The organism is Desulfosarcina variabilis str. Montpellier (assembly GCF_048565275.1).
Classification (GTDB): Bacteria; Desulfobacterota; Desulfobacteria; order Desulfobacterales; family Desulfosarcinaceae; genus Desulfosarcina; species Desulfosarcina variabilis.
On record NZ_CP159846.1, the window covers coordinates 5,511,889 to 5,537,120 of the forward strand.

17 protein-coding genes and 4 pseudogenes are annotated in these 25,232 nt (G+C 54.5%); 1 reads left to right on the forward strand and 20 read right to left on the reverse strand.

Translation table 11 applies throughout. The annotated features are described in order from the left end of the window. Positions 1 to 37: 37 nt before the first annotated feature. Entirely contained in the window at positions 38 to 544 is a 507-nt protein-coding gene (locus tag Dvar_RS24890; RefSeq protein WP_419655823.1) for an iron-sulfur cluster assembly scaffold protein, read from the forward strand. Positions 545 to 615: 71 nt separating this feature from the next. Here Dvar_RS24890 and fliB read toward each other — a convergent pair whose 3' ends face one another. From fliB to Dvar_RS24990, 20 genes and pseudogenes are all read right to left on the reverse strand, one after another. Beyond that, positions 616 to 1,833, reverse strand: coding sequence for a flagellin lysine-N-methylase (gene fliB, locus Dvar_RS24895; RefSeq protein ID WP_419655824.1), 1,218 nt, complete (start codon positions 1,831 to 1,833; stop codon positions 616 to 618). Between the two features lie 165 nt (positions 1,834 to 1,998). Next, the gene (locus Dvar_RS24900) at positions 1,999 to 2,475 is read right to left on the reverse strand and encodes a hypothetical protein (RefSeq protein ID WP_419655825.1); all 477 of its coding nucleotides are present in this window, start codon (positions 2,473 to 2,475) and stop codon (positions 1,999 to 2,001) included. A 438-nt stretch (positions 2,476 to 2,913) separates the two neighbouring features. Continuing rightward, positions 2,914 to 4,128, reverse strand: a complete 1,215-nt coding sequence (locus tag Dvar_RS24905) for a molybdopterin molybdotransferase MoeA (protein ID WP_419655826.1) — start codon at positions 4,126 to 4,128, stop codon at positions 2,914 to 2,916. 120 nt (positions 4,129 to 4,248) lie between these two features. Beyond that, on the reverse strand, positions 4,249 to 4,782 hold the full coding sequence (locus tag Dvar_RS24910) for a (4Fe-4S)-binding protein (RefSeq protein WP_419655827.1): 534 nt from the start codon (positions 4,780 to 4,782) through the stop codon (positions 4,249 to 4,251). Beyond that, on the reverse strand, positions 4,769 to 6,739 hold the full coding sequence (locus Dvar_RS24915) for an aldehyde ferredoxin oxidoreductase N-terminal domain-containing protein (protein WP_419655828.1): 1,971 nt from the start codon (positions 6,737 to 6,739) through the stop codon (positions 4,769 to 4,771). The genes Dvar_RS24910 and Dvar_RS24915 overlap by 14 nt, the downstream gene beginning before the upstream one ends. A 214-nt stretch (positions 6,740 to 6,953) precedes the next feature. Then, positions 6,954 to 8,135, reverse strand: a complete 1,182-nt coding sequence (glp, locus tag Dvar_RS24920; RefSeq protein ID WP_419655829.1) for a gephyrin-like molybdotransferase Glp — start codon at positions 8,133 to 8,135, stop codon at positions 6,954 to 6,956. A 112-nt stretch (positions 8,136 to 8,247) separates the two neighbouring features. Beyond that, a complete protein-coding gene (locus Dvar_RS24925) occupies positions 8,248 to 8,862 on the reverse strand; it encodes a 2Fe-2S iron-sulfur cluster-binding protein (RefSeq protein ID WP_419655830.1) in 615 nt (204 codons plus the stop codon). A gap of 2 nt (positions 8,863 to 8,864) precedes the next feature. Beyond that, positions 8,865 to 9,107 (reverse strand): annotated as a pseudogene (locus Dvar_RS24930) (indolepyruvate ferredoxin oxidoreductase subunit alpha); the annotation flags it as partial. 102 nt (positions 9,108 to 9,209) lie between these two features. Next, positions 9,210 to 10,145: pseudogene (locus Dvar_RS24935) on the reverse strand (complex I 51 kDa subunit family protein); the annotation flags it as partial. Further along, positions 10,105 to 10,236, reverse strand: coding sequence for a hypothetical protein (locus tag Dvar_RS24940; RefSeq protein ID WP_419664159.1), 132 nt, complete (start codon positions 10,234 to 10,236; stop codon positions 10,105 to 10,107). The gene Dvar_RS24940 and the pseudogene Dvar_RS24935, both read right to left, overlap by 41 nt. Further along, the gene (locus tag Dvar_RS24945) at positions 10,175 to 10,786 is read right to left on the reverse strand and encodes a (2Fe-2S) ferredoxin domain-containing protein (protein WP_419655831.1); all 612 of its coding nucleotides are present in this window, start codon (positions 10,784 to 10,786) and stop codon (positions 10,175 to 10,177) included. Before Dvar_RS24945 ends, Dvar_RS24940 begins: the two co-directional genes overlap by 62 nt. A 9-nt stretch (positions 10,787 to 10,795) precedes the next feature. Next, on the reverse strand, positions 10,796 to 11,248 hold the full coding sequence (locus Dvar_RS24950; RefSeq protein ID WP_419655832.1) for a complex I 24 kDa subunit family protein: 453 nt from the start codon (positions 11,246 to 11,248) through the stop codon (positions 10,796 to 10,798). A 208-nt stretch (positions 11,249 to 11,456) separates the two neighbouring features. Then, positions 11,457 to 12,226 (reverse strand): annotated as a pseudogene (locus Dvar_RS24955) (hydrogenase iron-sulfur subunit). A gap of 258 nt (positions 12,227 to 12,484) precedes the next feature. After that, a pseudogene (locus Dvar_RS24960) lies at positions 12,485 to 15,627 on the reverse strand (FAD-dependent oxidoreductase). Positions 15,628 to 15,816: 189 nt separating this feature from the next. Then, positions 15,817 to 16,968 (reverse strand): (Fe-S)-binding protein, encoded by a 1,152-nt coding sequence (locus Dvar_RS24965; RefSeq protein ID WP_419655833.1) that lies wholly within the window; start codon positions 16,966 to 16,968, stop codon positions 15,817 to 15,819. A gap of 508 nt (positions 16,969 to 17,476) precedes the next feature. Continuing rightward, positions 17,477 to 17,656, reverse strand: coding sequence for a hypothetical protein (locus tag Dvar_RS24970; protein ID WP_419655834.1), 180 nt, complete (start codon positions 17,654 to 17,656; stop codon positions 17,477 to 17,479). A gap of 193 nt (positions 17,657 to 17,849) precedes the next feature. After that, on the reverse strand, positions 17,850 to 18,617 hold the full coding sequence (gene larB / locus Dvar_RS24975; RefSeq protein ID WP_419655835.1) for a nickel pincer cofactor biosynthesis protein LarB: 768 nt from the start codon (positions 18,615 to 18,617) through the stop codon (positions 17,850 to 17,852). A gap of 225 nt (positions 18,618 to 18,842) precedes the next feature. Continuing rightward, a complete protein-coding gene (gene nifJ, locus Dvar_RS24980; protein ID WP_419655836.1) occupies positions 18,843 to 22,493 on the reverse strand; it encodes a pyruvate:ferredoxin (flavodoxin) oxidoreductase in 3,651 nt (1,216 codons plus the stop codon). Next, a complete protein-coding gene (locus Dvar_RS24985) occupies positions 22,490 to 23,251 on the reverse strand; it encodes a succinate dehydrogenase/fumarate reductase iron-sulfur subunit (RefSeq protein ID WP_419664160.1) in 762 nt (253 codons plus the stop codon). Before Dvar_RS24985 ends, nifJ begins: the two co-directional genes overlap by 4 nt. Positions 23,252 to 23,259: 8 nt before the next feature. Next, positions 23,260 to 25,173: a fumarate reductase/succinate dehydrogenase flavoprotein subunit gene (locus tag Dvar_RS24990; protein ID WP_419655837.1), complete on the reverse strand. Its 1,914-nt coding sequence runs from the start codon at positions 25,171 to 25,173 to the stop codon at positions 23,260 to 23,262. Positions 25,174 to 25,232: the final 59 nt, after the last annotated feature.

The following is a 25,232-nucleotide window of genomic DNA, read 5'->3' on the forward strand; positions in this document are numbered from 1 at the left end:
CAAAAAAGCGATTCAGGCACTGGATAGGAAATTTGTTATGACAAACGGCGCCAGTATCCTTTTCGGCACCGGGATTCTCCTGGCCGTCGCACTGGCATGGTTTATCCTTTACTACTGGCTCAATCCCCACGTATCGAGCCCTGACGGCAAGGCACGGGTCATCGGCAGCTGCGGTGACATCATGGAGATCCGTCTCCGGTTCGAGAAAGGGTGCATGATCGACGGTTCTTCGTGGACCAACGGCTGCGCCTACAGTCTCAACTGCGTCCTCGCGGCGGTGGATCTTGCCAGGAACAAAACGCCGGAGGAGATCCTGGACGTCGATTCGGCCATGATCCGCAAGGCTGTCGGCGGTCTTCCGAAAGACCACTGGCACTGCTCGACCCTTGCGACCGACACCCTGCATGCAGCCATCGACGATTACATGCAGGCCGGCCTGAAGAAAACCATGACCCCATCAATTTCTGATGAACTCGTAAAAAGTCGCCATTCGGACGGATTCGTAAAAAGCCCGAGATCAAGGCTTGCGAATCCTGAGGAATGAGGCGTACATACGGTACTCCGCAGTGACGAAGGATGAAGCGTAACGCCGATATCGGGCTTTTTACGAATCCGTCAATTTCTGATCAGAACCGCCAGGTGCATCATATCCGTGCAACCGCTTTGTGCCAACAGCCCCAGTGCATAATCCCTGAAGCGGGCATCCGGCTCGACCACTTTCGTGAAGGAATAGATCAACCGAGTGACCATGTCAGGATGAAAATTCTTCCGGTGCCATGCCGCCATGCCGATCAGATAGGTCTTGAGCATGGCGAAATTCAAGACCATCACAATGTAGTCTTCGTACAACCGCCGGCCTGTATGAAAGCAAAAATCGTGATGCAGCAGATAGCTGACAAGGTAGTTTTCCAGCATGAATCCGTAACGCCGGAAAAACGGACGGTAGATGTGATCGAAGGCGAAATCGTACCGGTTGCCAATGGTCTCGGTGAACGGTTGCGTACCAGCGTAGTCAAGTCCGGCAAGGCACTGTTCGGTGCAGCACTTGAAGGCGGTTACGCAGACGGACGAAATTATTTCGTCATGGAGCCGTCTGATGAGTTGCAACTGCATCCCGGTTATCTTGGGTGCCGCTTCGATCCGCCCCATTACTTCGCCGGATTCCATGCGACGGGTAAACGCGTCCACTATCGCCGGCACCACATTCGCCCCAGGCCCGGTTCCAGAGAGGCTGACCATCTCCAAAAGATAGCCGAGCGCCAAAAGCCGCCGCCACAAGGCAAGTCGCCGGTTTTGCAAAATGGACAAAGCGAACGTCCGCAACGTCAGGCCGGCGGTTTCCACATCGTAAGAAAGCTTCGGCTCGACCGCACGCATCGTTGCAACCGTTTCAGAATCCAGGTGCGTTTCTATGATGGTAATTTTTTTGGGGGTTGCCAGCGCACGCCGCGCGATCTGTGGGCAGGCCAGGGATGCGGAGATATCGATCCATCCCTGTCTGGCCCGCAGGTGCCGGGGGAAAACGGCACAGGTATCCGGAAGCCATTCCTCACCCAGTTCGGCATGAATCCGGCAGCGCTGATCCCGGGTAAGAAAGGGGCACGCCGCTTCTCCGGAGCGTTCAATTCGTGCATAGCGCGTGAAGGAGGGATCCTGGGTATTGCGCCGGACCGCGGCACGAAGCCGCTGGCCGAGAGGGGTGGATGCCGATTGTCGATACCGCTGGTAGGATCGTTTATCGACGATGACATCCCAACCATAACAGCAGTGGTCTTCGCACTTCGGACCGATGCATTTGAAATCCGCCAGATACACCGGCATTTTTAAAACCATCTGATTTTTTTCCATCATGCTTTCAACTAAACTGGGCGATTCAAATTCTGGTCCATCGGAGTGTCCGTCCACAAATAAGCAAATTGACCATTAGTAGGAAGGCACTGAATTTGATAGTCTCGCAAAAAATTCAGCTACCGACTATCTTTTGGGAGATGAGGATGGTTAATAATGGCTTTTCGCCAGCCCCGCCTCGATATTGGCGACATCAACCCAGACAGTATAGAACTCGTCCCTGTGGTCACCCTGCCAATCAGCCTTGGCTTCCCAGATCACTGATCCCTTCTGGTGTTGATTGACCCCCAGTGTGACCTCCACGACATCCAGACCGTAACGCTGTTTCAGCTCATCCAGGGGCAAAGGGAGGGCATCAACCACGGCGAATTTTCCGTTCAAGTCATCCAATAGGCCCAGGAAAACGCTGTCGTCACCTTGCTCACGCATCATATTGAATTCAGGGTTGAGCAAGAATACCGGGCTGCGGTCCTCAAAAAAGGCGTATAACAGGTCCGGGCCTGCAGAATCGATCACTCCGAGAGAGCGCCTTGCCTTGTCGACCAAGGCCTGATCCACGGTAACAATCGCGCAGCCAACGTGCTTTTCGTTCTCCGCCGGGTTTAAAACATGGGCTACAAGGTACATGGGATTTTCTCCTTGGTTGGAATTCAGTTTTAAAACTGCGGCTTACCATTCTTCGTTCAGCCACTGTTGTATAGTTACCTAAATTATACACAGCATCCTATTAAAATGCGGATCGGCATTACCGATGGGAAGTTTTCATCAATCCACCTCTTTGATGAAAAAAGAGATGGCTCAACAGTTGTGTTTCCGCTATCGGGAACAACCCAAAAAAGAGACTAAACAGGTCAGACATGACATGGGCATATCTGGATGTTTATGAGCTATGTTTGACGATTGTTGGAGTATTGATCGCTCTCATAAAAAATGTTTTCCGAGCTAATACTCAATACTATTACGGCTGGTCAGCATTGACAAGCAAAAAAATGCGTTTTTCAAACAGCAGCGCGTTAACTGCTATCTATTCAGTTTAAATGGTAAATTGGCTATTTCTGAAGGCTATTAGATAAGCAACTGGGCGGTAACCACAGCATCTGCCGGTATTGATTTGACCCCTTCGGGAATGGCAATCACCCCTTGGGCGCTGGCAATGGATTTGATACGGCTGGTAAGTTTGTTTGGTTTGAAAAGGGTATAAGCATCGGTGGGATGCAACGTTCCATAAACAAATTCGGTCCAATCGATGTGACGACAGGTCAGCGCCTGGCTCAGCTTGACAGGCATGGCAGGCAATGCTGGCCGACGATCCCCGCTCAGTTTGAGAAGACCGGGGAGTGCGATTTGGATAAATGCAGTAAAATTCGATGGCGGCCCGCCGGGAAGTAAAAAAACCGGTTTGCCTTTGAGCATACCAAAGCCCACCGGCTTGCCCGGACCCATACGAATCCAGTGGAATACTTTTTTCCATCCAAGGCGGTTTAAGGTTTCAGCCACAAAATCCCTGTCGCCCGACCACGCCCCACCGCTGGTAATCAGCGCATCATGGGTATCGATGGCCGCATCGATATTTTTGGTGATGATGTCGGGTTGATCGATTAGAATGGAAAAAGAGGTCGCAATCCCATAGCGCTGGCACCACGCCTTCAGCATTTCCAAATTACTGGCATAGAGTTTACCGGCGGGCAGCGGATTACCGGGGAGCACCAATTCATCCCCTGTCGCCAAAATCGCCAGCGATGGTTGACAATACACCGGCACCTGGCTGAAGCCTGCGGCAGCAATGAGGCCAATCATGCCGGGGGATAGGCGGCTACCCTTGCGGGCGATGCGCTCCCCTTCCCCAACATCCGCACCTTTGCGCATAATGTTGCGTCCCGCATGGGCGGTATTGAAAACCGTCAGCGTATCTTCTGTCCGGGTCGCAAATTCCTCGGCCAATACCGCCGTGGCCCCATCGGGAATTTTTGCACCGGTTTGAATTCGAATGGCGGTTCCACCGGTCACCGCCTTTTGGGCGGGAATACCGGCGGCGGCCATATCGATGACGCTCAGAGATATTTTGTTTTCAGGGCTTGCGCTTTGGATGTCCTCCGACTTTACCGCGTAGCCGTCCTTCATCGAAGAATCGATGGATGGTGAACAGACCTTTGAACAAAGATCCTCGGAAACGATTCGATCCGCACACGCATCAAGGGATACGATTTCGCTTGTCAGCGGCCCGATTGTATCAAGTGTGGCCTGAAGCGCGTCCTTATAACCGAGCTGTTCTTTGGGCATCGATATCTTCAATTTCAGCAGTCAGCCCCAATGGAACCCCATTGGGGCTGACGCATGGTTTCAATTGTTGGCTCTGAGAAAAACCGGTATCGTATTTTTTTTAAACCTACATATCACTTTTCAGGTATTTTGCAATCTCTTGGAAAACGCGTTGCCCAGTTTTTCATATCCGTATTTATCAATCAACGCATCCAATCCGGCTTCCATCTCACTGACCTCAACCTCTTCATCCACCTCCTCTTCGCGCTCTTCGTAGATGAGCACGTCGTTGAGGCACCACTCCACACACAACGGACCGCTTTCGTTGCCCTCACACATGTCGCACTTCAGCGGAAGGCCGGAATCCGGATCTTTGAACAGATCCCGTGACGGGCAGGTGGCTCGGCAAAAGGTGCACTCGTCGTATTCTTTGCCGTCGATAATATATTTGTCTCTGCCCATGCATTCGGCAGGCGTATATTCACCGGCAAACACCGGCAGCCATATGTCCTTGAGACGGTGGGTGATGACACGAATTCGGGATGCTGCCGGGTTGATGGTGCTGTATTTCGGGTCGGAGTGAAATCCGGAACAAACAATCTCGCAGGTCCGGCACCCGTTGCATTTATCCGCATCGATTTTGATTGTCTTGATTGTTTTCTTAATCTTGGCCATTGTTCAAGATCCCCCTCTTTTCTAAGTCGTCGGCGACGTAATCCAAATCTAATTCGTGCAATCTTTCCCGGGTTGGAATACCTTCCGTGTCCCACCCCTTGTATTTGTAATATTTCATCATCAGCGTTTCTTCGAGATCTGGAAAGCGATGTTTCCAGTGATCTGCCGGTGGTAATTCATCCTTCCGGCGCAAACCTCGCATGTTGTTGAACGCCCGATGCAGGTTGCGGCTGCGGTTGACCATTTTTCTGACGTCTTCCTTATCCACATCCATGCCGGTGGCAGCCGAGATCAATTTTGGATAGTTATGCACATGGTAAGGCGGCTTCAGGCAGAAGGACCCCATACCGGCGCAGATCCCCAGTGCGTCATCGATGTTGTGCAACATTTCCATCCAATCCACGATTTCCGAGGCGATCTCAGGCGGTGGATATTGGGGATTGGCCATCTCGCCGCGCGGCTCCCAATCAACAAAATACTTTTTGAATTTCTCGTCGGGAAGTTGGGGCCAGTCTTCGACAAACTTCTCACGCATTTCCTTTTTGGGAAAGGCAGCCTGGGGCCAGTTGCCCTCGATCTGGGTAATACTGATTTTTTCATTGGTGGCAAACATCAGATAGTACAAGGGGTCGAGCATACCGAGCTTGATATTCATCTGCTCGTGTTTCTTGGTGGTATTGTGATCGAATTTTTCGGCTCCCTTGCCGATGCGCCGTGCCGCCCAGTAGGTACCGTCGGCCAGGTAATCACCGATCCCCTCTCGCCGGGCAACCCGGTCGAGCAGCCAGAAAAAGCGGCCCTCCTTGTCCGTCGGGCAACCCTCGAAATCCTCATCAGTGAAGATTCCCGCCTCATAGAGTTCCACACCAAAGGCCAGGATCTGCGGCGTTGAAAAGGAGTCCAACCCATATTCAAAGGCCTGTTTGCAGATTCTCCAGGTAAAATCCAAATCATCGACAAAGGCCGCCATGGTATAGGTCAGTTTGGAGAAACATTTTATCATGTAGGGCGGAACATCGTCGTGGTTGATCAACGCCCCGCACTGCTGAGGACAGTTAAAACAACTGATGAACCGTTTAATGGCTTTGGTTTGACTGTTGGTCCAGGTTTTATCGATCTCATCGGTCCAGAAATCTTTCCGGCGCACACGGGCATTTCCCCAGGCGAAACTTTCCGTATGCCATTTCTCGTCCACATGCTTCATCATCTGTGGTGACCCAATCCCGGACATGATGGGCATGATTCCCGGCAGGGGATTATTGTTGCGGAAATTGATGTATTCGGTGATCTCCTTCATGTGATCCATGAATTCCTCACCACGGGCCAAGTTGACCGGTTTGGTCCCCCGCACGGCAATGGCCTTGATATTTTTATCTCCCATCACGGCGCCACCGCCGCCACGACTGGAGCTTGATCGCGACTGTTCAATGGACGCCGTAAAACAACGATTCTCTCCCGCCAAACCAATGGCCGCCACCTGAACGTTCGGATCCTTTAACTCCTCACGAATCAGGTCCTGGGTTTCGACAGCCCCCTTGCCTTTCAGATAGGAGGCGTCCCGCAGTTCCACCTTGTCATTGTTGATATAAATATAAATCAACTCGGGCGACTTGCCGCTGATAACCACTTTGTCATACCCGGCATACTTGAGTTCGGACGACCAGAACCCGCCCATCATAGGATAGGCCAATAGCCCCGTTTGTGGTGAGATAAAACTGACCAACGTACGGTTGGCACTGAATGCCGGTGTTCCGCACAAGAGACCCGTGCTGAAGATCAACAGGTTCTCGGGATCAAAGGCCTGCACTTCGGGACCCACCCGATCATAGTGGATCTTGACGCTGGTCCCCAGCCCTCCCAAATGCGTTTCCAACAATTTTGGATCGGTTTCGACTCTTTCGATATTGCCCCTGGTTAAATCGATTTCAAGATTATATCCGGCTTCTGCGTATCTCATTATCAGTCACCTCCATCTATGGATTTGTGCCTATTTAAAGGTTATGGATGTCTTTAAGAATGACCGGTTATTTAGTGCCCATCCAGAAATGGCTAATTTGCCCGATATCGGCGTTGCCCGAAAAATTTAATCCTCGGAATATCAAGCATATGCCTGTGGTTAAATTTTTCGGGCGCCTTGATCTCAACCAAATTTTCCTATTTCTGGATGGACACTATTTAGCGACTATTTTCAAATGCCCCGATGGTAAATCGCAGGCCATGTATTTTTTCTGGAGGTGGCTTCCGTCGTCTGACAATGTCCTTTGCAGCGGCACCTGGGAAGCCCGCTTGTGGTCTTTATTCCCCCCATGCTCAGTATTAAAGGAGTCAATCCGAGAAAATGGGCTGTTCTCATTTTTCATCGTTCGTCCACTGGAACTGTTGATGGTATGTGGATATCCCATCATTTTTAACAGCGCCGGCTTGATGAATTGGTCAAAGGAAAGCATGGTTGCAGATGGATTTCCCGGCAATCCAAAAATCAAACTGTTCTTGATCGTTCCGAAGGTGGTTGGCTTGCCCGGTTTGGCAAAGATATTCGAAAACCGGATTTCCATCCCCAACGCAGCAAAGGCCTTATGCACCAAATCATATTTGCCTCTTGAGGTCCCACCTGAAGTAACGATGACATCCGCACGCAGCGCCTCAAGCAAAATCGCTCGTTGTTCATCGATGTCATCGGCGACAATTCCCAGCATCAGCGGGATGGCGCCAAGGTCAAGCACTTGGGCGGCCACGGTGTAAAGGTTCGAACACATGGCTTTCGACGCTGAAGGCGGTTCGTGAAAGTCAGATAGTTCATCACCCGTTGAAAGGATCGCCACAACCGGTTTTCGGTGCACATAAACATAGGCCCGCCGAAGACTCGCCAGGGCGCCAACCTCAATAGGAGAGACAACATCGCCGGCCCTAAGAACGATATCGCCTTTTTTCAGTGAATCCCCTTTAAACCGAATGCCATCTCCGCGCTCTGGTTGACGGGTGCATATGACGGTACCGTCTTTTTCTACGGTATCCTCTATTTTTATCACTGTATCCGCGCCTTCGGGCACCAGGCCACCGGTCATGATACGCACGGCCTGTCCATCTCCGACCACCGCACCACAGGGTCTTCCGGCCGGCGATTCGCCGATGATTCTGAACTTAACCGTTTCTTGGGCGGCGCCATCCACAAGCGATTGATGGCGCACCGCATAACCGTCCATCGCTGAAATATCCGTTATGGGAAGATCTTCGACAGCGACGATATCCTGAGCAAGCACTCTGTTTAAGGTGTCCAGAATAGGAACACTCTCGCGTCCTAAAACCGGCGTCGCTTCCAATATTAATTGTTGTGCCTTTTTTAGATCGATCATTTCTGAAAACCTCATTTGACTGTTCTGAAGTCGCAACATTTATATCAACATCGACATAACGTAAAATGCGACTGTTCCGGATACGTTTATTGCAGACTACAGCTTCAATGAATTAATGCTTGGTATCAGCCTTAAAAGGCGGGTTTACAGAAAACAACGATTCGGTCAGCACATAAGCGGCCTGGAGCGCCTCGGTGGGGCACAGCTCGAAACACTCCTTGCATTGCCAGCATTCCTGGGCGGCAATCTCGGGGATAAAGCTGATCTCCTTGCGCGTGCCCCGGTCGATGAACCCAACCGCGTGTTTGCCCTTGACCTCGGCACAGTAGCGCACGCACAGCCCGCAGTGGATGCAAAACGAGGCCTCTTTCTCAAAGCGGTTGGGATCCGCACCGTATTCCTTGGCCAGTTCAACGAGTTCGAAGGAATCCGGCGCGTGGGCCAGTTGCAACTCCAGAATCATTTTGCGGATGCGGTCGATCTTCTCCGTGCGGGTGCGCACCACAATACCGCTTTCCACCGGGTACACGCAGGAGACCACCAGCTTGGTTCGACCGCCCTGCTCGACTTCCACGATGCACAGCCGGCAGCCACCGTAGGGCTCCAGTTTTTCGTGGTAGCACAGGGTCGGGATATAGATGCCCACGCGCTTGGCCGCCTCCAGAAGGGTCATCCCCTCGCTCGCCTTCACCTCTTGTCCATCGATCTCCAAATGAATTTCACTCATGATTATTTTCTCTTTCTGATTGTGCGCTCTTCTTCGGGGATGGGATCCGGTACCGGGACACCGGACAGCTTGGTCACCGCGCCAAACCGCGGCGGACAGGCTTCAAAACAGGTCCCGCACTTCGTGCACTTGGTCTGGTCCACGATATGAACCTTGTTCTTGCCGCCGATAATCGCATCGGCCGGACACTTGCGGGCGCAGACCATGCACGCCTTGCACTTGGACGGATCAATGTAAAAAGAGATAAGCTCCTTACAGGACAGCGCCGGACAGCGTTTTTCATTGATATGCGCTTCATACTCGTCCCGGAAATAGTGCAGGGTGGAAAGAAACGGGTTGGGCGCACTCTTGCCCAGGGCGCACAGGGCCGCCTCTTTGGCGGTCTCGGATAGGGCTTCGAGCAGTTCGATGTCGCCGGGTTTGCCCTGCCCTTTCGTGATATTGGTCAGAATCTTGAGCATCTGCCGCAGGCCCTCGCGGCAGGGCACGCACTTGCCGCAGGATTCGTCGGTGAGAAACGCGATAAAGTAGCGGGCCACGTCCACCATGCAGGTGTCCTCGTCCATGACGATCATGCCGCCCGAGCCCATCATCGACCCGGCCTTGGTCAGCTCGTCAAAACCCACCGGCAGGTCCAAAAGGTCCTCGGGGATGCACCCGCCGGACGGGCCACCGGTCTGCACGGCCTTGAACTTGCGGCCTCCGGGAATGCCCCCGCCGATCTTGAAGATGATGTCTCTGAGGCTCGTGCCCATGGGGACTTCCACCAGCCCGGTATTGACGATCTTGCCCACCAGGGAGAAGATCTTGGTGCCCTTGGAGCCTTCGGTACCGATACCGGCAAACCAGTCCGCGCCCTTGTTGATGATCAGCGGCACGTTGGCCCAGGTCTCGACGTTGTTGAGCACCGAGGGTTTTTCCCACAGGCCTTTGATGTTGGAGCGGATGTACTTGGGACGCGGCTCCCCGACCCGGCCCTCGATGGCCGTCATCAGGGCCGTGGACTCACCGCACACGAATGCGCCGGCGCCCTTGTGCACCTTGACCACGAAGTCAAAGCCCGAACCCAGGATGTTCTTACCCAGGAATCCGTACTCCTCGGCCTTCTGGATGGCCGTGTTCAGGTTCTCCACGGCCAGGGGATATTCCTGGCGCACGTACACATAGCCTTCGTGGGACCCGATGGCATAGGCCCCCAGGGTCAGCCCTTCCAGGATCGAGTGCGGGTTGCCCTCGAGCAAACTACGGTCCATGTACGCCCCCGGGGTCGCCTTCGTCCGCATTGACGATCACGTATTTGACCGGTTCCGGATCATTTTTCGAGCCTTCCCACTTGCGCCCGGCCGGAAATCCGCCGCCGCCCCGGCCGCGCAGGTTCGACTTCTTGACTTCCTCGAGCACGTCTTCCGGACTCATCGTCGACAGGGCCTTGGTCAGGGCCGAGTACCCGCCGATGGCCAGGTAGTCGTCGATGCTCTTGGGATCCACGCTGCTGTTGGAGCCAAAAAACGATGCGCTCTTGGTTCTCGTAAAACGGAATCTTGGATTCGTTGATGATTTTCTCGTTGGTCGCCGGATCATCAAAAAGCAGACGCTCGATAACCTTCTTGTTCTGGATCGTCTCTGTTATGATCTCGGGCACATCCTCCGGCTTGATCTGAAAATAACAGATCTCGTCCGGATGAATCACGATAATCGGTCCCCTTTCGCAAAACCCGTGGCAGCCTGTGCGGCGGATATCCACTTTGTCGGTCAGGCCCTGTTTTTCCAGCTCAGCGGCAAGGCTGGTGGCCACATCATGGCTGCCCGTGGCATGGCAGGCCGAGCCGGAGCACAAGGTAATACACGGTTTGTTGGGGTCTCGTTGGGACACAAGCCCCTGCCTAAACGTTTCTAATTCAGCGGGTGAATTTATCAGCGACATATTCTCTTCCTACTCGTAGTTTTTTAATACCGCAGCCGCCTCGGCAGGCACCATCTTGCCGTGCGTCTTCCCATCAATCTCCACCACCGGGCCCAGGGCACAGCAACCCAGACAGTTCACCGTCTCCAGGCTGAACTTCAAGTCCAGGTCGGTTTCGCCGGGCTTGATGCCTGTCAGATCCTGGACCGCGTCCAGAACCCGCGTCGCTCCCCGCACGTGGCAGGCCGTGCCCATACAGATGTGAACGCCATGCCGCCCCTTGGGCACCAGGCTGAAGGCTTTGTAAAATGTGGCGATGTGCTGGATCCGGGTCAGCGGTACCGCTAAGCGCTCACTCACCTGCTCCAACGCTTCCTTGGGCAGCCAGTTGTTCTCACTCTGAATGTCCAGAAGTACCTGGATCAGATAACTGGCTTCGCCGTGATATTTTTCTATGATCTGATCGATTCGCTGTTTATCCATTTTGTTTCCACACCCCTTTGTTACACACCCCTTGGAAAGCGCCAGCCAATCTCCAGTTCGGCGCTATATTGAAAGATTAGTGTTAAGTGTTAAGTTTAAAGTGTTAAGTGAAGGTATTCTGTCTATTTAAATCGGATCCGATCCGCCACTTAACACTTAACACTTCTAACTTAACACTTTTTCCAACAGAGACGGCTTCCAACTGGCCCTACGCCAACGTGTAACTCTTTTGCTCCTCATCATATCGAATCAATCTCTGCCGCGATGAGGAGTTGATGTGCCTGGACAAGTCAGACGGGTTCAGCCCCAAAATATCAGCCATTTGCGCCGTTGAAAGGGGTTTGTCCTTGAGCAACGTGGTAATTTGGCTGATGGCCAGTTTGTTGATGATCAATTCCTCGAACAGCCGGTCAAACTCAGGGCTGGTGAAAAACGCATCGTACGCGGCCTTGGATTTGGCCGGGAACCGAAGCCGTTCCCGTTCCACCAGTTTCATGTACGGCACCAGCTGCCTGACCGTCTCCAGTTTGAACTTAAGCTGCTCGGCACTCATGCCCTCACCCTGGCCAATGGGACCCAACGCTTTGATCTCTTCGGTAAACTTGTCGGTCTCCTCGGCCAGAAGATTGCCGTCCGCGCCGGACATGAACCGGATCCGGAGCCGTTCCGGATTCAAACCGATGTGCTGCATGATCTTGCGGCTCAGATAGGTGTTGCTCAGGGCATCGTAGTTGCCGTGGGTGATGTAGTTGCACTCATCCAGTTTGCAACCGCCGATGAACACCCCGTCCTGGCCGGTTAAAAAAGGCCCTGAAAATGAACTCCAGGTCCACCCCGACCCGAGCACATGACGCGAATCAGCCTGATGTCACTTGCATACTGTAGTCTGGAAACTCCAGCTAAATCGGCTGCACCGTATGCTCACCAGTGACAGACGAACCCTAATATTTTGGGCTTGAAATCTTTGCTTGCGCTCATTTGGGGTTGCTCCTTTATATTTAAGAAAAAGTTCTCGTCTTGTTTTTTCGCGGGCATGGCCCGCTCTTACAAATCGTGTTGTGTTGCAATCACCGACAGCCGTTGTTGTACGTGAAAGCGTGTTTGAAAATGCTGGATCAGCCCCGATAACAAGGCGGAAAACGGCTCAAAAGCGGAGCATATATGACAATATGTGAGCATTTTGAGATGTTTTCCAACGCCGGTAGCGGGGCTTAGGCGGCGTTTTCAAACATGCTTTCAAACTGCCGCCTCCTCGATCTGCTTGATTATCTCCTCGGCCGTCACCGCCGCATCGATCTGGCTGCACAGCTCGTCGTTGGTAAAGTGCTTGAGCACAATGGCGTTGGTCGGGCATTTGGCGTTACACACCCCGTCGCCCTTGCAAAGTACCGGGTTGACCCAGGCTTTGCGGCCCAAGGGGGTCTCGCGGAACGAAATCGCATCGTAGGTACAGGCCGTGATGCAGGCCCCGCAGGATACGCAGTCGTTGTCGTTGACCTCGCATACCGCGCCCGAAGCCACCACGGTGTCCTTGGACAGCAAGGTCAGTACGCGGCCGGCCGCGCCGTAAGCCTGGTTGATCGACTCCTGGATGTGCTTGGGATAATGCGCCGTACCGCACAGAAATACACCGTCCGTGGCAAACTCCACTGGACGCAGCTTCACGTGCGCTTCCTTGTAGAATCCGTCCGGGCTCAAGGTCACCTTGAACAGGCCGGCGATTTCCTCGGTGGTCTTGGCCGGCACCACGGCCGCGGCCAGGGAAAGAATATCGGCGTCCAGCTCCAGGCCCTGGCCCAGGATCTGATCGGCCACGGTGACCTTGATCACCTCACGGCCATCTTCTTCACTGGTGCCGGTTTCCACCTGGGGCGGATCCGAGGGCTCATAGCGGATGAACCGCACGCCCTTGTCCGAGGCCTCACGGTAGTAGTCTTCGCGCAGGCCGTAGGTGCGCATGTCGCGGAACAGGATGTCGATGTCCATGTCCGGATTGATGGCCTTGAGTTTCAGAGCGTTTTTTAATGGCATGGCTGCAGCACACCCGGCTGCAGTAGTTGCGATCCTCATTACGGCAGCCCCACGCACTGGATCATGACCACGCTCTGGGCACTGGCCACCTTCTCATCATCCGCGGCGATCTGCTCGCTCAGCTCCAGGTGGGTAACCACCCGCTCGTCCTGGCCGTACAGGTACTCGGTGGGTTCATAAACGTCCGCGCCAATGGCGATCACCGAGGCGCCGTGCTTGATCTGGGTGGTCCCGCGTTCCGACTCGACCGTGGTCACGAAGTTGCCCACGTAACCGGCCACATCGATGATGGTAGCGTCGTGCAGCACGTAGATCGACGGGTGCTGGTAGATTTTACGGATCAGGTTGTCCACGTAGGTTTCCACATCCATGCCCTCGATGGTGGTGTGGATGCGTCGGGCCATCCCGCCCAGATCCTTGCTGCGCTCCACCAGGTGCACCGGGTGTCCCTGCTCGGCAATGGACAGCGCGCAGGTCATGCCGGCGATCCCGCCGCCCACCACCAGGGCCGCCTTGTTTACCGGCAGGTCGAACTCTTGCAGCGGCTGCAGCTTGCCGGCCCGGGCCACGGACATACGGATGATGTCCTTGGCCTTTTTGGTGGCTTCTTCTTTTTTGTTTGGAATGCACCCACGAGCAATGCTCACGGATATTGGCCATGTCCAGATAGTATTGATTGAGACCGGCCTCTCTGAGGGTATCCCGGAACAAGGGCTCCAGGGTCCGGGGCGAACAGGCCGCGATCACCACCCGGTTGAGCCCTTTTTCCTGGGCCAGGTCGGTAATCTCCTGGGCCGAGTTCGTGGCGCAGGAGAAAAGCTGTTCCTGGGCATAGACCACATTCGGCAGGCTCATGGCGTACTCCACGGCCGAGGGTACATTGACCACACTGGATATATTGGCCCCGCAGTGGCATACGAACACCCCGATGCGCGGCTCTTCCTGGGACACATCCCGCTCAGGCGGATAGATCCGCTCCTTGGCCAGCTTGCCCCGCCGCCGGTCCAGCTGTGTGCCCACCTGGGAGCCCGCCCCGCTGGCCGTGAACACCGACTCGGGAATATCTGTGGGGCCCTGGAAGGCGCCGCTTACATAAATCCCTTTGCGGCTGGTGGCAATGGGGTTGGTATGGTCGGTCAGGTTGAAGCCATGATTGTTAAGCTGAATGCCAAAGATCTCGGCCAGCTGTTTGTTATTGGCCGGCGGATTGAGCCCAACACTGAGCACCACCATGTCGAACTCTTCTTCCTTGACGCCTTCATTGGCCGTGGCGTAGCGCACCCGCACATTGTGATTCTCGGGGGTTTTCCCCCGGCAATGGAGGCGTAGCTGCGGATAAACTGCACCCCGGGCAGGTCTTCGGTGCGCTGGAAGTAGCGCTCGAAATCCTTGCCAAAGGCCCGGATGTCATTATGAAAGATCGTACATGTGGTATCCGGTTCGTGGTCCTTGGTCAGAATCACCTGCTTCTGGGTATAGGTGCAGCACACCCCGGAGCAATAGCTGTTCTCACCCTCGGTCACCCGCCGCGAGCCCACGCACTGGATCCAGGCGATGTTCCTGGGGTGTTTTTTATCCGACGCCCGCAGCACCTCGCCCGAATAGGGGCCCGTCGAGGACAACAGTCGCTCGAAATCCATGCTGGTTACCACGTTGGGATACTTTCCATAGCCGTATTCCGCCTTTACACTGGGATCGAAGGGCTTGATGCCGGAAGAGAGGATGATCGCTCCGACTTCAACTTCGATTTTCTCTTCCTTTTGACTAAAGTCGATTGCATCCGCCTGGCAGACGCTTTCGCAAATCAGGCATTTTTTCTCTTTTAGAAACAAACAACTATCATCAATATAAGACACCAGAGGAATCGCCTGCGAGAAATAAACATGCACGGCTTTATTACTTGATATCTCCTGGTTGAACGGATCCGGATATTCCACCGGACAGTATTTGACGCAGGTCCCGCAACCCGTGCATTTGTCCTCTAAAATATAACGCGGACGCTTTTTCAGGGTAACCTTGAAATCTCCTGTTTCCCCTTCCACGCTGCTGACTTCAGTAAGAGTCAAAACTTCAATATTTGGATGCCGGCCGACCTCGACCAGTTTGGGTGAAAGAATTCACATGGAACAGTCGTTGGTCGGAAACGTCTTGTCCAGCTGGGCCATGTGCCCGCCGATGCTGGGCGATTTCTCCACCAGATAGACCCTGAAACCGGCCGTGGCCAGATCCAGGGAGGCCTGGATACCGCTGACACCGCCGCCGACAACCAAAACATCACCGAAATCTCGGCTTTTCGGCTGCCCAGAGAATTGGTCGATGATTTCCTTGGGCAAAATATCGTTTCTCATTTTTTCTGTCCCCTCATCGGATATGTGTTTCATTGAATTGGTATTTATTTTTCGGAGCATGTTTGAAAACGCTGGATCAGGTCCGATAACAAGGCGGAAAACGGCTCGATTGCTGCGCATATATGTGAGCATTTTGAGCCGTTTTCCAACGCCGTTAGCGGGCCTTAGACGGTGTTTTCAAACATGCTCTTAAAGCGCATCGTTGATGATTTCCGTAATATCCTTGATTTCCAGTACGTCATCGAATTCAAGGTTCAGGCGGCTCTCCTCAAAGTTGGTGATACAGTATGGACAGGCCGTGGCCAGCACCTGGGCGCCGATTTCTCGGGCCTGCAACAACCGCAGGTCCGAAAACCGCTCCTCCTTGGGCGTGTCCATCCAGATCCGGCCGCCGCCGCCACCACAGCACAGGCTGTCCTGATGGTGATCCGGCATCTCCATCAGCTCCAATCCCGATACCGCGCTCAATACATTCCGCGGCTCATCGTAGATCTGGTTGTGCCGGCCCATGTAGCAGGGATCATGATAGGTCACCTTTTTGTCAAACCCCTTACTTAAGGTCAGCCGGCCACTCTCGATCAACTCGGACAGATACTGCGCCATGTGCACCACCTCGAAGTTGACCATAAACTCCGGGTATTCGTTTTTGAACGTATGATAGCAGTGCGGTGAGGAAACGATGATCTTACGCACACCGGCATCGATGAAGGTCTTGATGTTGTCCTTGGCCAGGGTCTCGAACACGTCTTCAGCACCCGTCTTACGGATGCTCTCCCCGCAGCAGCTTTCTTTTTCACCCAGAATCCCGAAACGCACACCAGCCTGGTTGAGGATGTTGGCCGTGGCCACGGCCACCTTCTTCATGCGCGGGTCGTAGCTCAAATAGCAGCCCACAAAATAAAGTGCCTCCATCCCCTTCTCAAACGGCTTGACCGGCAGGTCCTTGGCCCAGTCCGAGCGCTTGCCGCGCTCGTTTTGAAGCGGGTTGCCCTCGGATATCAGGCTGGCCCGGGCCGTGCGCGCCGATTTCACCGAGGCCGGAAACACCTCGTATTCCGAGGCCACCCGACGCAGGGATACACTCACATCGATCTGTTTGACCCCGCGCGGACAGCGCTCGGGACAGCGGCCGCAGGTCGTGCAGCGCCAGATATCCTCGCCTTCGATCTCGGTCAGGCCATAGGTCGCTTCACGAATGATCTTGCGCATGCTGAACGCTCGCACCCGGTTCCACGGGCAGACGGTGTCACACAATCCACACTGAAAGCAAAGCCGGAAGGCTTCGCCACCAGCTTCCTTGATCTCTTCGATGACTTCTTTAAAGGGGGCGACTGTTTCCACTGTTTGTTAACCACTTCTTTCGATTTTGTGTTTTTGCTTCGGACGGTTTCTCAATCGTTTTGAATCCCTATTTTTAAACGAAACAAAAAGTAACCACTTGAAATTCTGAAAATAAGCTATTAAGTAGCTATATAGTAGTTACTTATGCAATTAAGCCATAATGTAGCTACATGTCAACAGAAATCTATTAAGAGGTAATATTTGTTAGTCTTGACGGAAATTAAAACTATAAATGACAGAAAATTACAATAAAAGAAGAAAAGCACCGCGGCCTAAATCGAGATCCCACCAACGGCATGATCAAGGTGACGTCAAGCGAATAATCACGATATCATGAATGAAATCATCGCTTCAGACCAATAAAGGCCAACCAGTCCCATTTAAGAAACTCGCTATTTATTAACTTGCTAAAATAATAGATGGCTCAAACGTTGTGAAAACCGTTTGTTCGGTAGGGGCAAGCAAAGGCATCGAAAGGAAAATTGGATGGTTTCAATAACGCTTGCATTTATTCTTTCATGACCTGATATGTCCCATCCAGCCGCGCAACCATGGCATCATAGCGCTGCATCAATGCATCTTTTTGCTTGTCGCAATCGGCTGCGCTTAGCTTGCCAGTTTTGCGTACAACATCCAAAGCGTCCAGCTCATTGTCCAGCCAACGGTCCGGGTCAAAATTGTAGGTCATGGTTGTCCTCGGTTAATCAGGGTCTATTAAGGGCTCGCGCAAAAATAAATTCACATTTTCAGCGCCCATCCATCCCGCTCAGCGGCGTTGCGAAAACACGGAATATGCCTGATATTCCTTTGTCTTCGCGCCTTGCTGAGCGGGCGCCTGAACACTGACAATTTGTGAATTTATTTATGCGCGAACCCTAATCTTATTTTTCAACCGATTGATTGGCAATACGGTTAATAATGGATGCAGCGTAACCGGCACCATAGCCATTGTCAATATTGACCACGGTCACCCCATTGGCGCAGGAATTAAGCATGGTCAAAAGGGCTGCCAGACCACCGAAGCTTGCCCCATAGCCGACACTGGTGGGAACAGCGATCACCGGTTTGTCGGTCAGTCCCGCAGTCACACTGGGCAGGGCACCATCCATCCCGGCCACCACCACCAACACACTGGCCGATTGGATGGTTTCGCGTTTGGACAACAGACGATGAATCCCGGCCACCCCAACATCGACGAGCCGCTCCACACGGTTGCCCATCACCTCGGCCGTCACTGCGGCCTCCTCGGCCACCGGAATATCGGCGGTACCGGCGCACATCACCAGAATCTTCGTACGGGTCGGCGTCACCGGACGGCGATTGATGACCACGATGCGTGCCGCCGCATGGTATTCGACGTGATCAGAAATGGTTTTCAGTGCGTCGTAAACGTTTCGATCAGCCCGGGTGGCCATGATGTTGGCGTCTTTTTTGATCAGTCGCCGGGCAATTCCCACCACCTGTTCAACGGTCTTGCCCTGGCTGAAGATGGTTTCCGGGTAGCCGCTGCGTAAGGATCGATGGTGATCCACCATGGCATACCCCAAATCCGCATAGGGAAGATCCGTTAATGTGCCAATCGCCTGTTCCACAGACATGGAACCGATTTTCACTTGCTCGAGCAATTGATGCAATGATTTTTTATTCATCTTTTTTCCAAGGCTGAATAGGATCTCGCTTTGGCTATCATTTATCATACATTGCCGATTGTGGGTATGGTTTCGTGACGTTCTGTTTTCGCACCCACCGGTGTGATAACATCGACCATGCACGTCCTGATGAGAACAGCCTGGTCAGCAAACAGTCAAAGGGCCGGTCATTCCTTAAGGGGTGACGCGGCCCTTTCTATAATCAAACAAATGAAGAATCAGGCGTTAATTATATGCAGCCCTGCCGTCATCGCAAGGCTCATCCGCACCTGCCCGACCGGCGTGTTCGGCGGTGCCGGACAGGGTACAGGCCTCGGTGTCACCCTCCCCTGCAGCGGCCAGTTCACCAGAGGTTTGGCCCGGCGCGTATTCGGCTGCGGCCATTTCCTTGTATTTGGTATAGCGCTGGGCAAACTCGGTCTCCAAACGGGTGTGCAGGGTCTTGGCTTCATCCGGGAAGATTTTCTGCAAGGCGGCGTAACGCACTTCGCCGGCCAGAAATTCCTGCATACTGCCGTCCGGTTCCTTGGAATCCAGGATGAACGGATTCTTGCCTTCATCGTTGAGCGCGGGGTTGTAGCGGTACAGCGGCCAGTACCCGCTCTTGACGGCCAGGTTGGTTTCTTCCTGGCTCTTGCCCATGCCCTTTTTAATGCCGTGGTTGATGCACGGGGCGTAGGCCATGATCAAGGAGGGGCCATCATACCCTTCCGCTTCGGTAAAAGCCTTGACCAGCTGCTGTTTATTGGCTCCCATGCCCACATTGGCCACGTAAACATAACCATAGGTCATGGCCATGGCACCCATATCTTTTTTGGCCGTTTTCTTACCGGATGCGGCAAACTTGGCAATCGAGCCCGTGGGCGTGGCTTTGGAGCTCTGGCCACCGGTATTGGAGTAGACTTCCGTATCGAAAACCATCACATTGATGTCTTCTCCCGAGGCCAGGACATGGTCGATGCCGCCAAAGGAGATATCATAGGCCGATCCGTCACCCACGAAGATCCAATGCGACCGTTTTTGGAAATGACTGGACAGGCTTTCGATTTTCTCCAAAAGCGGGTTATCCGAATAGGCGAAAAGCATCTCTCGGATCTGATTGCCGTATTGTTTGGCCCCTTCAGGATCTTTCATGTTGTCCAGCCAGCCTTGCATGGCGGCTTTCAGTTCATCGTCAATATCCGTGTCCAAGGCCTCGGTGACCAGTTCAGCCAATTGCTTGCGCTGCTGCAAAGAACCGAGCAGCATACCATAGGTGAACTCGGCCGGATCCTCAAACAGGGAGTTGCCCCAGGTGGGGCCGCAGCCTTCACTGTTAACGGTGTACGGAATCGACGGTGCGCTGCCGCCCCAGATGGACGAGCACCCCGTGGCATTACCGATCACCATGCGTTCACCGAACAGCTGGGTGAGCAGTTTGGCGTAGGGTGTTTCACCGCAGCCGGCACAGGCACCGGAGAACTCAAGCAGGGGCTGGTAGAACTGGCTGCCCTTGACCGTGTTGCGATTGACCAAGCCCTCGCGGACCGGCAGGCTGGAGGCAAACCGCTGGTTGGGAACCTGGGTTTCAATTTGCGTACTGAGCGGTTTCATGACCAGGGCCGGTTTTTTGGCCGGACAAATATCGGCGCAGTTACCGCAGCCCAGGCAGTCCTCGGCAAAGACCTGCATGCGGAATTTGTATTCCTTGAGTTCCTTGCCCAAGGCTTTCTTGGCCTCGAACCCCTCGGGCGCTTCTTTCAATTCATCGTCGGTCACCAGCACCGGCCGGATGGCCGCGTGGGGGCAGACCATGGCGCATTGGTTGCACTGGATACAATTATCGATGTCCCACTCGGGCACATTGATGGCCACACCCCGTTTTTCATACTGGGTGGTGCCCACCGGAAATATACCATCCGGCGAAAAGGCGCTGACCGGCAGTTTGTCGCCCTGCTGAGCCAGCATGGGACGCATTACATCGCTCACCCACTGCGGCTCGTCCGCGGCAGCGGCAGCCACATCACCGGCATCGGCCCAGCTGGCCGGCACATCGATCTCCACCAGGTGATCCAGGGTTTTGTCCACGGCGGCGTGGTTCATGTTAATGATCTTGTCGCCCTTTTTGCTGAACATCTGTGTGATCTGATCCTTGAGGTAGGCGATGGCGTCGTCCACCGGAATCACATTGGCGGCTTTGAAAAAGGCCGTCTGCATGATCATGTTGATGCGCCCGCCCAAGCCGACTTCTCCGGCGATCTTTACCGCGTCGATGTTGTAGAATTTGAGCTTCTTGCGCGCGATGGTCCGACGCATGGCAGCCGGCAGTTTGTCTTCCATCTCCTCAAGGCTCCAGGGGCTGTTGAGCATAAACGTGCCCCCGTCCTTCATGCCTTCCAGCACGTCATAGATGTTCACGTAGGCTGGATTGTGGCAGGCGATGTAGTCGGCGCTGTCGATCAGGTAGGTGGATTTGATGGGGGTTTGACCAAAACGCAGGTGAGAAATGGTCACGCCGCCCGATTTTTTGGAGTCATAGGCAAAATAGGCCTGGGCATACATATCGGTGTTGTCGCCGATAATTTTAATGGCGCTTTTGTTGGCGCCCACCGTACCATCGGCGCCCAGCCCCCAGAACTTGCATTGCACCGTGCCTTCCGGCGCCACATCAAAACCCGCTTCCACATCCAGGCTGGTGTGCGTGACATCATCGACGATGCCCACGGTAAAATGATTCTTGGGTGCCATGCCGTTCATGTTGTCGAACACCGCCTTGACCATGGAGGGGTTGAACTCCTTGGAGCCCAGTCCGTAACGGCCATTGACGATGGTCGGCATGTCGCCGCGTTCCATGAAAGCGGTGCACACATCCTGGTAAAGCGGATCACCCAGGGCACCCGGTTCCTTGGTGCGGTCGAGCACCGTGATGCGACTGGCAGTGGCCGGAATCGCCGCCAGCATGTGTCGGGCGGAGAAGGGACGGAACAGTCGTACCTTGACCAGCCCCACGGACTCACCGCGGGCATTGAGATAATCCACCACCTCTTCGATGGTCTCACACGAAGAGCCCATGGAAATGATCACCCGGTCGGCATTGGGATCACCCACATAGTCAAATAAATTGTATTTGCGGCCGGTCAGCGCGGATACTTTTTTCATGTAAGCGGCTACAATGTCCGGCAAATCGTTATAGAACGGATTGACGGTTTCCCGCCCCTGAAAATAGATGTCGGGATTCTGGGCCGTGCCGCGCAGTTCAGGGTTCTCCGGATTTACGGCACGGGCACGAAATCCCGACAGGGCTTCCATGTTGATCAGGCCGGCCATGTCTTTGTAATCGATCAATTCGATCTTTTGAATTTCATGGGAGGTCCTGAAACCATCGAAAAAATGCAGGAAGGGAACGCTGGATTCGATGGCCGCCAGATGGGCGACCAACCCCAGGTCCATCACTTCCTGCACCGATGCGGAACCCAAAATCGCAAAACCGGTCTGGCGCACGGCCATGACATCCTGATGGTCGCCAAAAATGGACAAGGCATGGCCGGCAATGGCGCGGGCGGTCACATGCAGGACCCCGGGCAGCAGTTCACCGGACATTTTGTACATATTCGGAATCATCAGCAGCAGCCCTTGGGAGGCGGTATAGGTTGACGTCAAGGCACCGGCGGCCAGAGCGCCGTGAACCGCAGCGGCTGCACCGGCTTCGCTTTGCAACTGGCGCACCAGCAACTTTTGGCCAAAGGCGTTTTTTCGTCCGCCTGCGGCCCACTCATCGCAGATTTCGCCAATGGGGGAAGACGGCGTGATGGGATAGATGGCGGCCACCTCACTCATGGCATAGGCCACGTGGGCGGCGGCAGTGTTCCCGTCGATGGTTTTCATTTTTTTTGTCATCGCTGCTCCTTGTATTCAGATCCGAATGCCGCCTTGAAGTACTCGCGGTTTAAGCGTGCAATGTTGGTAATCGAGATTTCCTTGGGACATTCCGCCTCGCATTCGCGTTCGTTGGTGCAGTTGCCGAAACCGAGATCATCCATGGTGGCGAGCATGTTCTGAACCCGCCTGGCCGCCTCGGGCCGCCCCTGGGGTAAAAGGGCCAGGTGCGAGACCTTGGCCCCCACGAAGAGCATGGCCGAGGCATTGGGACAAGAGGCCACGCAAGCCCCGCAACCGATGCACTGGGCCGCATCCATGGCCTTGTCGGCATTTTCCTGAGGGACCAGGATGGCGTTGGCATCCTGTGCGCCACCGGTGTTGACGGATACATAGCCACCGGCCTGGATGATCTTATCCAGGGCACCACGATCCACAACCAGGTCCTTGATCAGTCTGAAGGCCCGTGAACGCCACGGCTCGACCACCACGGTATCGCCAGTTTTAAAATGACGCATGTGCAATTGACACAAGGTGGTGCCTTTCTCCGCGCCGTGGGCCCGTCCGTTGACCATGCAGCCACACATGCCGCAGATTCCTTCACGGCAGTCGTTGTCGAAGGCGATGGGATCCTTGCCGTCTTTGGTCAGTTGTTCGTTGACCACGTCGATCATTTCCAAAAAACTCATATCCGTCGAGATACCGTTGGCCTTATAGGTTTCCAGGCGCCCCTTGGCATGCGGGTCCGCCTGGCGCCACACCTTGAGCGTCAGGTCTATGATTTTACTCACTTGTAGCTCCTTTGGGTAAGTTTGACATTCTCAAATTCCAAGGGTTCTTTGTGAAAGGCCGGATCGGTTTCATCGCCCTGGTACGCCCAGGCCGCCACATGGCAGAAATTCTCGTCATCCCGCAGGGCTTCATTTTCCCCGGTCTGGAAGTCTTCGTTGAAGTGGCCGCCGCAGGACTCCTGGCGCGCCAGGGCGTCGAGGATCATCAACTCGGCAAACTCCAAAAAGTCGGCCACCCGCCCTGCCCGTTCCAGGCTCTGATTGAATTGCGACTTTGAACCGGGCACCTTGACGTTCTTCCAGAACTCGGCGCGCAGTTCCTGGATCATGCCTCTGGCTTTTTCCAAGCCGGCATTGTTGCGCGCCATGCCGCAGAAATCCCACATGATCATGCCCAACTGGCGGTGAATTTCGTCCACCGTGCGCTTTCCATTGATGGCCAGCAGCTTGTCGGTACGTTCGGTGATCTGGCGCTCTTGCTGCACGAAAGCCTGATTGCTGCTGGCGACGGCCTCCAGTTCGGTACCGGCCAGGTAACCGCCGATGGTGTAAGGCAAAACAAAATAGCCGTCGGCCAGACCCTGCATCAGCGCGCTGGCCCCCAGGCGGTTGGCCCCGTGGTCGGAAAAGTTTGCCTCGCCAAGCACGAAAAGGCCCGGCAACGTGCTCATCAGATTGTAGTCGACCCACAGCCCCCCCATGGTATAGTGCACGGCCGGGTAAATCATCATGGGTGTCTGATAGGGATCGTCGGCGGTGATCTTGGCATACATCTGGAAGAGATTGCCGTACTTCTTCTCGATCACATCCTTGCCGTCGCGGGCGATGGCATCGGTGAAATCGAGGTAGACCGCAAGGCCGGTCTCGCCCACGCCTTTACCCGCATCGCACTGCTCCTTGGCATTGCGCGAGGCCACATCGCGCGGTACCAGGTTGCCGAAGCTGGGATACTTGTTCTCCAGGTAGTAATCGCGTTCCGACTCGGGGATCTGATGGGGGCTGCGGGCATCGCCCGGACGCTTGGGTACCCACACCCGGCCGTCGTTGCGCAGGCTTTCGCTCATCAAGGTCAGCTTGCTCTGGTAGGTGCCGTGAACCGGGATGCAGGTGGGATGAATCTGGGTGAAGCAAGGGTTGGCAAAACAGGCCCCGCGTTTATAGGCCCTGAAGGCGGCGGTGACATTGGAGGCCATGGCATTGGTGGAAAGGAAAAACACATTGCCGTACCCGCCGGTGCACAACACCACGGCATCGGCGCTGTGGGATTCCAGTTTGCCCGTCACCAGGTTGCGCACCACGATGCCGCGGGCCTTGCCGCCCACCACGACCACATCTAGCATTTCACGGCGGGGAAACATCTCGATCTTGCCCAGTCCGATCTGGCGCGACAGGGCGCTATAGGCCCCCAGGAGCAGTTGCTGGCCGGTCTGGCCGCGGGCGTAGAAGGTCCGCGAGACCTGGGCACCGCCAAAGGAGCGGTTGGCCAGGAGCCCGCCGTAGTCTCTGGCAAAGGGGATGCCCTGGGCCACGCCCTGGTCGATGATATTATTGCTCACCTGGGCCAGGCGGTAGACATTGGCTTCCCGGGCTCTAAAATCACCGCCTTTGATCGTATCGTAAAAGAGCCGCCAGATGCTGTCGCCGTCATTGGGATAGGTCTTGGCAGCGTTGATTCCCCCCTGGGCGGCGATGCTGTGGGCCCTTCGGGGGCTGTCCTGGATGCAGAACGTTTTAACATTGTAGCCCAGCTCGGCCAGGGTGGCCGATGCCGAACCGCCGGCCAGCCCGGTGCCGACGACGATGATATCGAATTTGCGTTTATTGGCCGGGTTGACCAGCTTCAGTTCGAAGCGATGCTTATCCCATTTTTGCTCCAAGGGGCCCGAAGGCACCTTTGCGTCAAGCTTCATAATCAATCCTTATATTTTACGAATTCGTCCGAACGGCGACTTTTTACAAGTTCATCATA